This is a genomic window from Streptomyces sp. NPDC012466, from assembly GCF_042955215.1.
In the GTDB taxonomy this organism is placed as follows: domain Bacteria; phylum Actinomycetota; class Actinomycetes; order Streptomycetales; family Streptomycetaceae; genus Streptomyces.
Genome location: NZ_JBIBEQ010000007.1, coordinates 547,311 through 562,317, shown reverse-complemented (window position 1 = coordinate 562,317; position 15,007 = coordinate 547,311). Strand labels below are relative to the sequence as shown.

The following is a 15,007-nucleotide window of genomic DNA, read 5'->3' as shown; positions in this document are numbered from 1 at the left end:
GGGTTTGGGGGGGGGGGTGCCGTTTTGGCCCGGGCCGGGGGGGGGGGGGCCCCCCGGGGGGGGGGGGGGGGGGGGGGGTGGCGGGGGGGGGGGGGGGCGGGGGGGGGGGGGGGGGGGGGGCCCGGGGGGGGCCCCCCCCCCCCCCGCCACTCGCAAAGGGAGGCCGGATACGGCTCAGTAGACCGGCTTGGACGGCTCGATCTGGTTGACCCAGCCGATCACGCCACCGCCGACGTGGACCGCGTCCGAGAAGCCCGCGGACTTCAGGACCGCGAGGACTTCCGCACTGCGGACACCCGTCTTGCAGTGCAGGACGATCTTCTTGTCCTGCGGGAGGCTCTCCAGGGCGGTCCCCATGAGGAACTCGTTCTTCGGGATCAGCCGGGCACCCGGGATGGAGACGATCTCGTACTCGTTCGGCTCACGGACGTCGATGATGTCGATGCTCTCGCCGTCGTCGATCCACTCCTTGAGCTGCTTGGGAGTGATCGTGGAGTCGGCGGCCGCCGCCTGGGCCTCTTCGGAGACGACGCCGCAGAAGGCCTCGTAGTCGATGAGCTCGGTGACGGTCGGGTTCTCGCCGCAGACCGCGCAGTTGGGGTCCTTGCGGACCTTGACCTGGCGGTACTGCATCTCCAGGGCGTCGTAGATCATCAGTCGGCCGACCAGCGGCTCGCCGATGCCGGCGAGGAGCTTGATGGCCTCGTTGACCTGGATGGAGCCGATGGACGCGCACAGCACGCCCAGGACGCCGCCCTCGGCGCAGGAGGGGACCATGCCGGGGGGCGGGGGCTCCGGGTACAGGCAGCGGTAGCAGGGGCCGTGCTCGGACCAGAAGACGGACGCCTGCCCGTCGAAGCGGTAGATCGAGCCCCACACGTACGGCTTGTTCAGCAGCACGCAGGCGTCGTTGACCAGGTAGCGGGTCGCGAAGTTGTCCGTGCCGTCGACGATCAGGTCGTACTGGCTGAAGATGTCCATCACGTTGTCGGCCTCGAGCCGCTCCTCGTGAAGGATCACGTTCACGTACGGGTTGATGCCCTTGACGCTGTCGCGGGCGGACTCCGCCTTGGAGCGGCCGATGTCGGCCTGGCTGTGGATGATCTGGCGCTGCAGGTTCGACTCGTCGACCTCGTCGAACTCCACGATGCCGAGGGTGCCGACGCCCGCGGCGGCCAGGTACATCAGCGCCGGCGAGCCCAGGCCGCCGGCGCCCACACACAGCACCTTGGCGTTCTTCAGCCGCTTCTGCCCGTCCATCCCCACGTCGGGGATGATCAGGTGGCGGGAGTACCTGCGGACCTCGTCTACGGTGAGCTCGGAAGCCGGCTCGACCAGGGGTGGCAGCGACACGGGGACTCCGTTGGTCGGTCAATCACTACGGTTGTTCTCCCCGTAACAGTGCCATGCGCTTTTTCATTCCGAGACACCCGTTCCGATACGCGAGACAAATTCGTCCCAGTAGCCGGGCATCGCCTCCCAGGGGTCGGTGTGGCCGCCCTGGTCCGTGTGGTCGGTGATCCAGACCGTTCCGGCGCCCTGCCATCGGGCGATGCGCAGTGCCTCCGCCAGGTGGGGGCGGGGTACGCCGTGGACGAAGTGGCAAAAGCGCCCGGGCGAATGGTCCACGGTCCACTCGGCCACCTGCGACCAGCGGTAGTCGCTCCAGGGGCCGGAGAAGGTGACCAGCTGGTCGGCGAGCTCGACGTACCCGGGGTGCGGGTGGATGCCGTGGCCGAGAACGATGTGGGCAGTGTCACGGATCACGCGGAGCGTGGCGACCGTGCGGCGGATCTCGGGCAGCCCGGCGTGGTCCGCCGGGCAGCGCTCCAGGAGGAATCCGTCGACCTGGTACCAGTCGACGAACCGGTGGGCGTCCGAGATCAGTTCGCCGAAGTTCCGGGTGCCGTACCGGATGTCGAGATGGCCGAGGACGCGGACGCCCGCGTTGCGCAGTCGGCCCGCCGCCTCCAGACAGTGCGGGTCGGGGCGGGCTCCGGGGCCGTCGGCCACGTTGAGGACCACCCAGTGCAGCGGGGTGCCCGGGCGGGTCAGCTCGCCCCACTCGGTGGGCGCGAGAAGGGGGTGCGCGTAGCCGGGGACGCCGACCCCGGGTCGGAGCTCCGTGCCCGAGGTGCGCCGCCGGGTGCTGGTCAGATGCGGCATGCCGCCTCCATCCAGATGTCGGCGAGGGACTCCTCCAGACCGATGCGCGGACGCCAGCCGAGCCGGTCGCGCGCGGTGCGCACATCGGCCTGCTGCCAGCTGCCGCAGCCGTCCGGGTACGGGTACGCGACGGGCGGCGCGTGGTCCGGGTCGGGGCGCGGGTGGCCGATGGCCGAGCGCAGGGCACCGGGCGGGCCGTCGAGTTCGTGGAGGGCGCCGCCGTACCCGGCGACGCGGGCGAGGACCGCGGCGGCGTCGCGCAGGCGTACGGCGCGGCCGGAGCCGATGTTGATGACGCCTTGCGCGGCGGAGAGCGAGGCGGCGTGGACGGCACGGGCCACATCGCGGACGTCGACGAAGTCGCGCTGTGCGCCGAGGCCGCCGAGTTTCAGCTCGCCGTCGCCGGACTGCATGGCGCGGCGCATGGCCTCGGCGAGACGGCCCAGCGGGGAGCCGGCGGGGGTGCCGGGTCCGGCCGGTGAGAAGACGCGCAGGACGACGGCGTCCAGGCCGGAGCCGAGGACCAGTTCGGTGGCGGCGAGCTTGCTGACGCCGTACGGACCGCCGGGCCGGGGTACGGCGTCCTCGGCCGTGGAGGAGCCGGGCTGGCTGGGGCCGTATTCGGCGCTGCAGCCGATCTGCACCAGCCGGGCTCCGCAGCCGCTGCGGCGCAGGGCCTCGCAGACGGTGGCCACGGCGACGGTGTTGTGGCGGGTCAGTTCCCGGGCTCCGCCTCGGGTGGCGCCGGCGCAGTTGACGACGACGCCCGGGTGGACCGCGTCGAGGAAGCGGGTGAGGGCGCCGGGGCTGCCGGAGGCGAGGTCGAAGCGGACGTCGGCGTCGTCGCCGCGGCCGAGGGCGGTGAGCTGCACGGCGGGGTCGGCGAGCAGGCGGTCGGCGACGAAGCGGCCGATGTAGCCGTTGGCTCCGATCAACAGGACTCTCATCGCGCGGCTCCCCTTGTCGCCGGGGTTCCTGGGTGGGTGGTCATGCGGGTTCTCCTCGAGGCGGAAAGGAAGGGGTGGGACGGATGCTGCCTGCGCCGGTGGGGCCGGCGCCCGCGGCGGTCAGCGCGCGTGCTCCGGCGGTGCGTGGGCCGAGGCCCGGGTCAGCTTGCGGGTCGTGTGGACCAGGAGGGCCATGGCCGCCGCCCCGCAGGCGAGGGTGGGGACGCTGCCGGCGCCCCAGGTGGTGACGAGGGTTTCGGCGGGGGTGGCCAGGAAGCCCAGACCGGGGAGGCGTGAGGCGAAGACGGTGGCGAGGGCGGCCGCCTCGGCCGTGGCCGTCGCGGTGAGGACCACGGCGGGCGCATAGGTGAAGCCGTGCGTGGTGAGGAGGCGGGCCAGGAAGAGGAGGGCGCCCAGGGTGAGGGCCTCCGCAGGGGCAGCGGGCTCGTCGAGGAGTGCCGTGCAGAGGGTGAGCAGGGCCGCCAGGGCCCCCAGGAACAGGGCGATCGTGCCGAGCACGAGGGGGCGTACGGCGGCGGCGAAGTCCTCCAGGCCGCGGCTGGCGGCGAGTCTGCGGCGGGCCCGCGCGGTGAAGAGGTGCGCGGTCCAGGCAGCGGGCGCGCAGGCCAGGGCGAGGGCCAGGACCGGGGCGGCCGTGACGGGCCAGGGGCCGTCGGCCGTGCCGGTGGGCAGGGTGTCGGGGCCTCCGGCGAGGGCGCCGAGGAGCAGGCCGTTGCCCAGCAGGGAGTAGGCGACGAGCCACACGGTCCACGGGGCCGTTCGGCCGTTGGCGGCACCGGGACGTGGTCCGGGTCGGTCCGCGCCGGTCCTGCTCAGGGGACCTCGGCGCAGGGCCGCGCGGAGGGCCAGGGCCACGGCGAGGGCACCGGCCGTGGCCGCGAGCAGCCGCGCCTGCCCGTGGGTGAGGTGCACGGCGGTCACGGCGGCGGCGCACAGCGCCCCGGGCAGGAGGGTCAGGAGAGCCCAGTCGGCGCGTACCCGGGGTGCGGCGGGCGCCGCGGGCAGGGGTGCGTCACCGTCACGGGAGACCCGTGCGTACATCTCCTCCGCGAGGGAGAAGACGTCCCGGTGGCGGAAGCGGGCGGCGGTCCGGTCGGTGATGCCGTGCGCCTCCAGGCCGGCGGCGATCTCAAGAGGGTCCACCGCACGCGCGCAGAGCTCGCGGTGGCGGTGCATCAGCGCCTTCACCGGGTCGGCGGCCCCCCGGCGCGGGGTGGACGCCTTGCGGCCGGTGTCCGGTTCGTGCCGCACGGGTGCCTTGTGGCCGGTGCTCTGCCCTGGTTCGAGGGGCGGCGTACCGTCGGCGGCCTTCGCCCGCTCGGCAGCGGCCTCCGGACCGGGCGAGCCCGTGGTCGCCGGATCCGGTTCCTTCTCCGAGCGGGCGTCCGGCGCCCCGGGGCCGGTCGGGGTTCCCGGACGGCCCCGTGCGCCCACGTCGTTCATCGCGCTCCCTCCGGGGCCGGGGCGGGAGTGGTGGCGCGTACGGGGCTGCCCGCCGCCCAGCCGGGGCCGCCTCGGGTGAGGCGGGGCGACGCGGCGGTCCAGCGGACGGGAACGTGGGCCTCGGCGGGAACCGCGAACGGCAGCGGTTCTCCCGCTCCGTCGAGGAGAAAGCGGCGGACGGGTGCGCGGGAGACGATCTCCAGGTAAATGCCGTGAAATGCCTCGATGTTCTGCTCGACCGTGAACAGTTCGAGGGCACGGGCGCGCGCGGCGGCACCCAGCCGCGCACGGCGCTCGGGGTCGCGCAGCAGCGCCACGCACGCCTGGGCGAGCGCCCGCGGATTGCGCGGCGGTACGACGAGCCCGGTGCCGCCGATGACCTCCACGACCGCGCCGACGTCCGTGGACACCGTCGCGCGCCCGCAGAGCATGGCCTCGACGAGGCTGAGGGGGAAGCCCTCGACGACGCTGGAGAGGACGGTCACGGCGCCCGAGGCGTAGGCGTCGGGGGCGGCCGGCAGGTCGGGGCCGCCGACCTCCTCGAAGGAGACCGGGTTGTCCCCGGCGGCGTGCGGGCCTTCGGCCTCGTCGGGGAAGAGCTGGGCGGCCAGTGTCCTGCAGTGGCCGAGGTAGGCCGCACCCTCGGGGCCGGCGGGGGCGCCGACGATGCGCAGGCGCGTCCTCGGTTCCTGCTTGCGGATCTCCGCGAAGGCGTGCAGCAGCGAGACCAGGTCCCGGGCGGGCTCGACGCGGCCGACCCAGACGAGGGTGTCCGGATCCGCGCCGTCCGGGGACTCGCCGACCTCGGCGAAGGGCCGGGCGTCCATGCCGGGGTAGACCGTGCGGAGCTTCTCGCGATCGGCACCGCAGCGCTCCTGCCAGCGGCGGGCGTGCGTGTTGCCGGCGGTGACGACCTCGGCCTGCCCGTAGGCCTCGGCCGCGAGCCGGCTCTGGAAGGCCGCCAGCAGGGACCGTACGGCGGGTGGGGCGTCCGGGGCGGTGAGGTAGTGCGTCCGCAGGCGCACGCCGTACTCGGTCACCATCAGGGGCACGCCGGTGAAGTGCCGGGCCAGCAGGCCGGACAGGGCGGCCGTGCCGCCGGACGCGGCGTGGCAGAGGTCGACCGCGCCGAGCCCGTCGTCCTCGTACCAGTCGAGGGAGAGGGGGCGCAGGGCGCGTTCCAGATGCGCGGCGACGGCGAGCAGATCCGGTACGCGCGCCTCACGCGCCGCGCGATGAGCGCCCGGCGCACGACAGGCGCGTTCCAGGGTGCGTACGGCGGCCTCCGAACGGAGGGCTCCCACCAGCCCCCCTTCCTCGCGGGCGAGTTCCGCGAGGCCGTACAGAGCGTTGGCGAAACGGTCCGCCTCAGGGGTCGGCACACTCCCGGAGAGCCCCCCGGCGGAAGCGCTCCCGGGCGTCCCGCACAGCACGGCGGCCAGTTCCCCGAAGCACTCGGCGAACCGCCGGCGCGCACGGCGCCCGAGCACCACCTCGTCGTCCTCGGCCATCCACAGCGGCGCGGTGCGCACCCGGCGGACGTTCGGCGGCAGCGGGATCCAGCCCTCGTCCTCCTGGTGCTGGCTGCGGCTGAGCGCGTAGACGTCGAACTCGTGCTGGGCGAGTCCGTGCACCAGCCGGTCGCACCAGAGTCTGGCGTCACCGCTCACGTACGGATAGCCACCCTCCGTAAGCAGTCCGATGCGCACGAGTGCACCCCCGATCTCCCGTATGGGGAGCCGCCGTTGCCCGGCGGCTCGCAGCGGGACGAACGTATGCGGACAAGGCGGTGGTGCGACGGACGGTTGTCCGTCGCACCACCAAAAGGGGTGAACGGTCGTAACTTTCCCGTGCGGGTCGCGTTCTGTCGCGCTAGGAGATCAAGCGGACACGGATCGTCATGCTGCGGCCAGCTCCCGTCGCTGCGCCCGGCGTCGCGCGGCGGCCTCCGGATCGAGCGCCGGTACGGCGGTCAGCAGCTGCCTGGTGTACGGGTCGCGGGGCGACTCGTACACCTCCTCGACGGGCCCTTCCTCGACGATCCTGCCCCGCCGCATCACCACGACCCGGTCGCTGACCTGGCGGACGACGGCCAGGTCGTGTGCGACGAAGACCAGGGCGAGCCCGAGTTCGCGCTGCAACTCCCCGAGCAGGGCGACCACATGGGCCTGGGTGGTGACGTCGAGGGCCGAGACCGGCTCGTCGCAGACGATGACGCGCGGCTCGGCCGCGAGCGCCCGGGCGATGCCGACCCGCTGGCGCTGACCGCCGCTGAACTCATGGGGGTAGCGGTCGTAGTGCGCCGCTTCGAGACCCACGCGCTCCAGCAGTTCTCCCACGCGCTCCCGGATGCGCTTCTCCTGCCGCTCACCACGCGCGCGCAGCGGGTCGGCGACGGCCTCGCCCACGCTGCGGCGGGGGTTGAGGGAGGAGACGGGGTCCTGGAAGACCATCTGCACCGCCGGGTTCACCCCGGGGTGCGCGCGGCCCTCGAAGCTCAGCGATCCCGCCGTCGGCTCCAGCAGGCCGACGAGCATGCGCCCGAGGGTCGTCTTGCCGCTGCCGCTCTCGCCGACGATCCCGAGGCTCTCGCCGCGGCGCAGGGTCAGCGACACGTCGTCCACGGCCGTGACCGTCCGCTTCCCGCGGCCGAACTCGCGTCCGAGGCCGGTCGCCTCCAGGACGACCTCCTCGGGGGCCGACGAGGCCTTGCGCGGCGCGTCCAGCCGGGGGACGGCGGCCAGCAGATCCCGGGTGTACGGCTGGGCCGGTGCGCCCAGCACGCCGGCGACCGGGCCGTGTTCGACCGCCCGGCCGTGCCGCATCACCAGCACCTCGTCGACGCTCTCGGCGGCGACGCCCACGTCGTGCGTGACCAGCAGCAGGCCCATGCCGGTCTCCGCGCGCAGCGTGTGCAGCAGGTCGAGGACCTGGGCCTGGACCGTCACGTCGAGGGCGGTCGTCGGCTCGTCGGCGATCAGCAGGCGGGGTTCGCACGCGAGCGCCATGGCGATGAGGGCGCGCTGGCGCATGCCGCCGCTGAACTCGTGCGGCCGGGACCGCGACCGTCGGGCCGCGTCCGGGATGCCCACCCGGTCGAGGACCTCGACGGCACGCGCGCGTGCCGCCCGCCGGGACGCACGCGTGTGCACGCGGTACACCTCGGCGATCTGGTCGCCGATCGCGTAGTACGGGTCGAGGGAGGACAGCGGGTCCTGGAACACCATGGCGGCCTGTCCGCCGCGCAGTCGCCGCAGTTCCTCCTCGGGGGCGCGCTGCACATCGGTGCCGGCCACCTCGACCGTGCCCTCGACCCGCGCGCCCGTGCCGCGGTGCAGGCCGAGCAGGGCGGCCGCCACGGTCGACTTGCCCGAGCCGGACTCGCCGACCAGGGCCAGGGCGGCGCCCTCCTCCAGCCGGAAGGAGAGTCCGTCGACGGTACGCAGCGCGCCGAAGTCCACGCGGAGGCCGGTCACGTCGACCAGGCTCATGTCAGCACCACCCGTCGGTCGGCCACCGCGTACAGGACGTCCGCGACGGCGTTGGCGAGGACCACGAAGAATCCGATGACGAGGACCATGCCGACCACGACCGGCAGGTCGACGACGTTGACGGCATGGACGAGTTCCTGTCCGATGCCGGGCAGGCCGAACAGCGTCTCGGTGAGCACCGCGCCGCCGATCGCCGACCCGACGTTGTTGGCGTTCAGCGCGATGACCGGCGCGAACGCCCCGCGCAGCGCGTGCCGCCCGACGATCGACCGTTCGCCGACGCCGTACGCGCGGAAGGTGCGGATGTGGTCCTCGGCCAGCGTCTCCAGCATCGACGCCCGGGTCAGCCGGGCGAACGCGGCGGCCTCGATGAGGGCCAGGGACAGCCAGGGGAGCAACAGGTTCCACGCCCACTGTTCGGGGTCGTCGGTGAGCGCGACGTACTGCGGGAAGGGCAGCAGCTGCAGTTCCCCGCAGACGACGATCATCAGGACCAGGCCGATGACGAAGACCGGGGTGGCCGTGCCGGCGAGGGTGACGCCGGTCAGCACGCGCTCGGAGAACCGGCCGCGCCGCCATGCGGAGAGCACGCCGGTGCCGACACCGAGGACCAGCCAGAGCACCATCGCCCCGGCCACCAGGGACAGACTCACCGGGAGCTTCGCCCAGATCAGCTGCGTGACCTGCTGGTCGCTCTGGTACGACAGGCCGAGGCAGGGTGCGGAGCAGTGCTGCACGGACGTACCGGTCGAGTAGTCCTGGCCGGCGACCAGGCCCTGGAGGAAGTGCCCGTACCGCACGAACAGCGGGTCGTCCAGGTTGAGTTGCCGGGCCACCTGGTGCACCTGTTCCGGTGAGCAGCGCGGGCCGCAGGTGATCTGGGCGACGTTGCCGGGGGTGGCGTAGAAGACGATGTAGACGATCACCGAGATGGCGAGCAGGGTGACCGCGGCGCCGACGGCCCGGCGCAGGACGAATCCGGGGAATCCGCTCACGCGACGCCTCCGTCGGTGGTCTTCGACTCCCTCTTGCGTCCCGTGCCGACGCGCAGCCGGGAGGCCGCGCGCGGGTCGAGGGCGGTGCGGACGCCGTCGCCGAGGATCGTGAGGGCGAGCACCGTGACGAACAGCGCGCCCGCGGGCAGCAGCAGGTACTGCGGGGCGGCCTGGTACCAGACGTCGGCGGCGGTGAGCATCTGTCCCCAGGAGGGCGTCGGCGGCTTCACGCCCACGCCGAGGAAGGACAGGGCGGCCTCGACGGTGATGTTCGCCGGGACGAGCAGCGCCGCGTACGTGATGACGGGTGCGGCGATCCCGGGCAGCAGTTCGCGGCGGGCGATGCTCCAGGTGTCCCAGCCGCTGAGCCGGGCCGCGGAGACGTGGTCGAGTTCCTTGAGGGTGAGCGTCTGCGCCCGTACGATCCGGGCGATGTTGCCCCAGCCGATCAGGCCGATGACGAGCGCGACGAGCACGGGCCGCGGGAAGCTCGACGGCACGATCGCGAGCAGCGCCAGCGACATGATCATGAGCGGCATGGCGACGATGACGTCCGTGAACCGGCTCAACAGTTGATCAACCCATCGCTTCCCGAGCGCGGCCGCGACACCCAGGGTGATCCCGAGGGCGACCTGCACGACGGTCGCGGCCAGGGCGACGCCCAGGGACACGCGCGCGCCGTACACGAGCCGGGCGAACAGGTCCCGGCCGGTCTGCGGTTCGACCCCGAACCAGTGGTCGGCACTCGCTCCGCCGAGGGACCCGATGGGCACGCCTCCGCGAGCGGAGTCCACCAGGGAGGGGTGGTAGGTGGTCGGGTCCTGGCCCTCGACGGCGGTGAGCAGTGGCGCGGCGAGCGCGACCAGGACGAGCAGCGCGACGACTCCGGCCGCGACGAGGGCGGCGCGCCGCGTGCGCAGCCGTCGCCAGAACTGACGGGCCCCCGAGGCGGCCGGGACGGAGGTGCCCGTCACGGCCGCCTCGGCGGCGAGAAGTGCCTCACTCACGGCGTCACTTCACCGCGACCTGCGAGATGTCCAGCACACCGGTCCAGTCGCTGATCACGATGTTCTTGACGTCCTCGCCGTACAGGCGCTTGTAGACGGGGTGGAACAGCGGGACGGTCAGGGCCTTCTCGCCGATCTTCTTGTCCAGCGCACCCCACCTCGTGGCGGCCTGGTCAAGATCCGTCACCTTGTTGATCGCGTCGATCTCGGCATTGACCGACTTGTCGTTCAGCAGGCCCGTGTTGAAGTTCGCGCCGTCCTTGACGATCTGCCGGCCGTCGAAGATCGGGGCAAGGAACGGTCCTCCGGAGGGCCAGTCGGCACCCCAGTGGGCCAGGAAGAAGCCGGGTTCGGTCTTCACGTCGTGGATCTTGTCGGAGTAGTCGTTCTCCTCCAGGCCTTGGAGCTTGACGGTGATGCCGGCCTTCTTGAGGGCGTCCTGGATGGCGGTCGCGATCTCGGGGCTGGTCTCGAAGTCCTTGGCGTTGGAGTGCGTCAGCGTGACGGTGAGGCCGTTCGGGTGACCGGCCTCCTTCAGCAGCGCCTTGGCCTTGGCGGGGTCACCGGCCTTGCCCGCCGGGAACAGGTCGTACGGCGTGTAGCCGAAGGACTTCTGGTCCGGCAGGAAGGTGGTGGCGGGCTCGGCCAGTGCGGAACCGCCCGCGGCGTTGACCACGGACGACCGGTCGATGGCGTACGAGATCGCCTGCCGCACCTTGGCGTTGTCGAACGGCTTGATGGACGGGTTGAACGCGATGTAGTTGGTGTAGCCGAAGTGCCCGGTGCCGACACGCGCGGCGAGGTCCTTGTCGCCGGTGACCCTGGCCAGTTCGGCGGGGCCGAGGTTGGTGTCCGTGGTGACCGCGGCGGCGTCCGCCCCCTGCGACGCGGAGAGCCGCTGGTTGATCACGGACGAGTCGAGCCCGGACCGCACGTCGATCCTGTCCGGGTAGGCCTTGCGCTCGGCGTCGGTCGCGGCGGACCAGTGCGGGTTGCGCTCCAGGACCAGCCGTTCACCGTCGTTGTCGTTCCGGACGACCTTGTACGGCCCGGAGGAGACCGGGTGCTCCTCGTACTTCGTGCCCGTGTCCTTGTTCTTCGGGACGGGCGTGAACTGCGTCTGTGTGGCGAGATAGGGGAACTCGCCCTCGGGCTTGTTCAGATGGAAGACGATGGTCCGCTCGTCCGGCGTCTCGATCGCGTCGAGGCCCTTCTTGTCCTTGTACGGGCCCTGGTAGTCGGCGGCGCCGACCAGCCAGTCCCGCAGGTAGGGGGCGCCGCCCGACAGCTCGGGGGCGAAGGAGCGCTCGATGCCGTACTTGATGTCGGCCGAGGTGATCGGGGTGCCGTCCTCGTATGTCAGGCCCTTCTTCAGGGTGTACGTCCACACGGTCGCGTCCTTGTTGGGGCGCCCGGTGTCGGTGGCGAGGTCGGGGACGACCTTCGCGCCGGCGGCGCCGTTCTCGCGGTTGCGGGTGGTGAGGGTGCGGAACACCAGGGACGGGACGTTGCCGCCGCCGGAGGTGTACAGGCGGGCCGGGTCGAAGTCCTGCTGGGGGCCCGCGTTCAGGACGGTGAGGGTGCCGCCCTTGTGGGGCGTGGAGTCGCCGCCGGCGCCCTTGGCATCGTTGTCCTTCGGCCCGCAGGCGGCGGCACCCGCTGCCAGGACCAGGCTGACGGATGCCGCGGCCACGCGGCGCGCTCTGACGGACGTTTGACGCATCGGAATGACGACCTCTCGGAAGGCGTCTCGATCACGAGATCTCGGATCGCGAGACGAAATGACGAAGGGTGAGACGAAAGAAGACAGACGTCTGCCCGGCGCCGGGTCGTCGAAGAAGCCGCGACGAAGTCACGGAGAGGGTCAGCGACGCGCGCCTGGGGCGGGCGTCAGCAACAGTGGATGTCGGCCACGCACAGCGGGGTCACGCCGATGAGCGCCAGCTCGATGGCGGCGCGAACGGAGGCGTGACGGGGCGACATGCCCAGAAATATGAACGAACTTTCCGAGCATGTCAACGCGAGCCGCGCCACACCTCCTGTGCGGCCTGTCAACTCCCGGGGTAAACCCAGGGGTTGGGGCGGCAGCGGATGCCGTCGTGGTCGAGGAACTTGGTCTGCTGCTGCATGACCGGCGCGAGGTCGCCGTCCTTGTCGCAGGTGACGTGGCCGTAGCCGAGGCGGTGGCCGACCTCGTGATTGATCAGCATCTGCCGGTAGGCGTGGATTTTGCCGGCGCCGTAGGTCTCCGAGCCCTGTGCCCACCGGTAGGCGTTGATCATCACGCGTTCGGTCGCGGCCGAGTCGCAGGAGACGTTGTCCTGGGTGGTGTCCAGTCCGGACTTGGCACACCAGTCGGCGGTCGTGCCGGGGCTGGCGAGAGTGATCACGAAGTCGGGCTTGCCGGAGTAGATGCGCTCGAAGGTGCGCGCACCGTTGTGGGCCCAGCTGCGCCGGTCGTTGAGCGTCTTCTGTACGGCCTCGGCGAACAGCGCGCCGTCCAGCCCGAGCCCCTGCTCCACGTCCACGCGGTAGGTGAACTTCTGCCCGGCGCCCGGGGCCTTGGCGATGCCGGGAACGGCGTCGAACTTCCCCGAGCCCTTGAGCTCGGCGCCGAGCGGGTACGTCCGGCCCATCTTCTCGTCGTAGGTCAGCGGTGCGGCCTCGGGGGCCGGGCCCCGGCCGTCCGCGCGGGACGCGGTGTCCCGGACGTCGCGGGCCTGGTCGGTGGCCGACTGTGACTGCACCTTGGCGCCGGCGTGGTCGTCGGTGACCTGGCCGGCGACGATGACGGCCAGCACGGTCGTGACGGCCGCCGCCGCGATGCCGGTGAAGGCACGGCCCTTGCCGCCCCTGCCCGGCACGGGCGTGCCGGTGGGTCCCGCGTCGTCGTGACCGGACCCGGAGTCGGCCGGCGTGCCGACGTTCCAGTCCGTGACGGAGGCGCAGGCGTCCGCGGCATGCGCGGAGGCGGGCGTACGGGGCGCGAAGACGTCGTCCTCCTCTTCGACGAAGGCGTCGAGATAGTCCTGCCGCGGCCCGGTCACGGAGGCCCGGCGCTGCCGCGGTATGGGAACACCGGCACGGGCGGGTCCCCCGCCCGTCCCCTTCAACTCACCCCAGCCGCCTCCGGCTTCCCGCTGCTCGGGGTGCCCACCCCGGGCCTTCCCGAAGCCGTGCGCGGTCGCGCCCCCGGGCACCCGGGGCGTCCCACGCGCGGGAGTCCCGTCAGGCATCCGCTGAACCCCGCGTGCGGGCGTCCCGTCAGGCAACCGCTGCATTCCGTGCGCGGGCGTCCCGTCAGGCGATCGCGGCATTCCGCGCGCCGGAGTGCCGTCCGGCATGCGCGGAACCCCGTGCGCAGGCGTCCCGTCCGGAAACCGCGGAACACCTCGCGCGGGAGTGCCCTCGGAGAAGCGGGGTACTCCACGCCCCGGTGTACCGTCCGGCGACCGGGGAGCCCCCTGTGCGGGAGTTCCGTCGGGCGGCCGCGGCACGCCACGCGCAGGAGTGCCGTCCGGCAGCCGGGGAACACCACGCGCGGGCGTGCCGTCCGGCAGCCAGCCGTCCGGCAGGCGTGGCATGCCGTGCGGCGGTGTTCCGTCCGCGGGGGCGGGCCGGGGTCCCGGCAGTCTGCGTGCTCCCGGCGGCGGTGCCGTACGGCCGCCACGGCTCCTGTCCGGCGCCTGGCCCTGGCCTGGTCCCTGACCCTGCTCGGATCCGGCCCGGCCGTCCTGGCGGTCCCGTTCTGCGGTTGTGTCCGCGCTGTCGCCCTTGACGACCGGCCCGCGGCGGCTGTGGCGTCCCACGTCGCGCCTCAGCCCCCCATGCTCTCGTCGGTGCCTTCTCTGTCGACGGCGTCGCCCCCGGCATCCGCCCGGCCGGCCCGCCTTGCCCGCTGCGCGCCCAACTCTCCCGCATCCTCGAGCAGTTCGCGAAACGCCATGGCCACCGTCTCCGGGTACTCCATCATCGCCACATGCCCCGCGTCCGGCAACGTCATCAGCCGCGAGTCACGGAAGGCCCGGGCCGCCTTCTGGGCCATTCGGAAGCCGACGAGCTGGTCACGGCCGCCGTAGACGAGGAGAGTCGGCGCGAGAACCCGTTCGGCCTGGCGCCACAGCCCCTGCTGGCCGCCCAGCGTGTACGCGTTGACGATCCCGCGCGCCGAGCGCGCCATCGCGTCCCAGAAGTACGGCAGCCGCAGCCGCCGCTCCATCTCCTGCACGGCGTTGCTGAATCCTTCCGGCGTCACCCGCCCCGGATCCCCGTAACACAGCGCCATCACGCCGCGGACGCGCTGCTCCGCCGTCCACTGCCGGGTGAGCCGGGTGAAGAGCAGGGCGACACCGGGCACCGCCAGCAGCCCCGTGGGCACGGCGGCGCGCTGCACGCGGATTTCCGGCAGGGCGGGAGACACAAGCGTGAGCGTACGGACCAGATCGGGCCGAACCGCGGCGACACGGGTGGCGACCGCGCCCCCGAGCGAGTTCCCGAACAGGTGCACGGGACCGCGCCCGGAGGCGTCGAGGTAACGGATGACCGCGCGCGCGTGCCCCGTGACGGAGTAGTCGCCGTCGTCCGGTGGCGGGGAGTCTCCGAAACCCGGCAGGTCGAGGGCCTCGCTGTCGACGGAGTCGTCCAGCAGCGCCATCAGCGCCGACCAGTTCTGCGAGGAACCGCCGAGCCCGTGCACGTACAGAGCGGGAGGCAGCCCGTCACGCGCGGGAGGCCGCGACCGGACCGTCAGCGTGACCCCGGGGAGCTCGACCGACCGCAGGCGCTCGCCCTCCGCGACCCGGACGGTCCCCACCTTCGGCAGCACATTGGCGGGCGGCACGAACGGCAGCTCGGTCGAAGACATGCGGCAATGTTACGAGACGATCACACAGTGGCTCATGCGTTCGCCTGTGTTCGCCGTCACAGGATTCGGCCTG

Annotated in this window: 12 protein-coding genes; all 12 read right to left on the bottom strand. The window is 72.7% G+C overall.

The window, feature by feature from the left end; translation table 11 throughout:
* Positions 1–174: 174 nt before the first annotated feature.
* Positions 175–1,353 (bottom strand): adenylyltransferase/sulfurtransferase MoeZ, encoded by a 1,179-nt coding sequence (moeZ, locus tag ACFY9E_RS27470; RefSeq protein WP_390988375.1) that lies wholly within the window; start codon positions 1,351–1,353, stop codon positions 175–177.
* A gap of 63 nt (positions 1,354–1,416) precedes the next feature.
* Positions 1,417–2,166, bottom strand: a complete 750-nt coding sequence (locus ACFY9E_RS27465) for a spherulation-specific family 4 protein (RefSeq protein WP_390988374.1) — start codon at positions 2,164–2,166, stop codon at positions 1,417–1,419.
* Positions 2,154–3,113 (bottom strand): NAD(P)-dependent oxidoreductase, encoded by a 960-nt coding sequence (locus tag ACFY9E_RS27460; protein ID WP_307177379.1) that lies wholly within the window; start codon positions 3,111–3,113, stop codon positions 2,154–2,156. Before ACFY9E_RS27460 ends, ACFY9E_RS27465 begins: the two co-directional genes overlap by 13 nt.
* 120 nt (positions 3,114–3,233) lie before the next feature.
* Complete coding sequence (locus ACFY9E_RS27455; RefSeq protein ID WP_390988372.1) at positions 3,234–4,577, bottom strand: hypothetical protein; 1,344 nt, start codon at positions 4,575–4,577, stop codon at positions 3,234–3,236.
* A complete protein-coding gene (locus ACFY9E_RS27450) occupies positions 4,574–6,286 on the bottom strand; it encodes a DUF3492 domain-containing protein (protein ID WP_390988370.1) in 1,713 nt (570 codons plus the stop codon). The genes ACFY9E_RS27455 and ACFY9E_RS27450 overlap by 4 nt, the downstream gene beginning before the upstream one ends.
* Before the next feature lie 189 nt (positions 6,287–6,475).
* Positions 6,476–8,068 (bottom strand): dipeptide ABC transporter ATP-binding protein, encoded by a 1,593-nt coding sequence (locus ACFY9E_RS27445; RefSeq protein ID WP_390988368.1) that lies wholly within the window; start codon positions 8,066–8,068, stop codon positions 6,476–6,478.
* Complete coding sequence (locus ACFY9E_RS27440; RefSeq protein WP_390988366.1) at positions 8,065–9,063, bottom strand: ABC transporter permease subunit; 999 nt, start codon at positions 9,061–9,063, stop codon at positions 8,065–8,067. Before ACFY9E_RS27440 ends, ACFY9E_RS27445 begins: the two co-directional genes overlap by 4 nt.
* Positions 9,060–10,070 carry an ABC transporter permease subunit gene (locus ACFY9E_RS27435; RefSeq protein ID WP_390988364.1) on the bottom strand — a complete coding sequence of 337 codons (1,011 nt, stop codon included), beginning with the start codon at positions 10,068–10,070 and terminating at the stop codon, positions 9,060–9,062. The genes ACFY9E_RS27440 and ACFY9E_RS27435 overlap by 4 nt, the downstream gene beginning before the upstream one ends.
* 4 nt (positions 10,071–10,074) lie before the next feature.
* Complete coding sequence (locus ACFY9E_RS27430; RefSeq protein ID WP_390988362.1) at positions 10,075–11,793, bottom strand: ABC transporter substrate-binding protein; 1,719 nt, start codon at positions 11,791–11,793, stop codon at positions 10,075–10,077.
* A 167-nt stretch (positions 11,794–11,960) separates the two neighbouring features.
* Positions 11,961–12,053, bottom strand: a complete 93-nt coding sequence (locus tag ACFY9E_RS27425; protein ID WP_324614289.1) for an Ms4533A family Cys-rich leader peptide — start codon at positions 12,051–12,053, stop codon at positions 11,961–11,963.
* A gap of 68 nt (positions 12,054–12,121) precedes the next feature.
* A complete protein-coding gene (locus tag ACFY9E_RS27420) occupies positions 12,122–13,414 on the bottom strand; it encodes a DUF3152 domain-containing protein (RefSeq protein ID WP_390988361.1) in 1,293 nt (430 codons plus the stop codon).
* Positions 13,415–13,887: 473 nt separating this feature from the next.
* Positions 13,888–14,934 carry an alpha/beta fold hydrolase gene (locus tag ACFY9E_RS27415; RefSeq protein WP_390988359.1) on the bottom strand — a complete coding sequence of 349 codons (1,047 nt, stop codon included), beginning with the start codon at positions 14,932–14,934 and terminating at the stop codon, positions 13,888–13,890.
* Positions 14,935–15,007 lie beyond the last annotated feature (73 nt).

Coding starts and splice junctions, on each gene's coding strand:
- ACFY9E_RS27465 (WP_390988374.1), bottom strand. CDS start 2,166: ATGCCGCATCTGACCAGCACCCGGCGGCGCACCTCGGGCACGGAGCTC.
- ACFY9E_RS27460 (WP_307177379.1), bottom strand. CDS start 3,113: ATGAGAGTCCTGTTGATCGGAGCCAACGGCTACATCGGCCGCTTCGTC.
- ACFY9E_RS27455 (WP_390988372.1), bottom strand. CDS start 4,577: ATGAACGACGTGGGCGCACGGGGCCGTCCGGGAACCCCGACCGGCCCC.
- ACFY9E_RS27445 (WP_390988368.1), bottom strand. CDS start 8,068: ATGAGCCTGGTCGACGTGACCGGCCTCCGCGTGGACTTCGGCGCGCTG.
- ACFY9E_RS27430 (WP_390988362.1), bottom strand. CDS start 11,793: ATGCGTCAAACGTCCGTCAGAGCGCGCCGCGTGGCCGCGGCATCCGTC.
- ACFY9E_RS27425 (WP_324614289.1), bottom strand. CDS start 12,053: ATGTCGCCCCGTCACGCCTCCGTTCGCGCCGCCATCGAGCTGGCGCTC.
- ACFY9E_RS27420 (WP_390988361.1), bottom strand. CDS start 13,414: ATGCCGGACGGCACTCCGGCGCGCGGAATGCCGCGATCGCCTGACGGG.
- ACFY9E_RS27415 (WP_390988359.1), bottom strand. CDS start 14,934: ATGTCTTCGACCGAGCTGCCGTTCGTGCCGCCCGCCAATGTGCTGCCG.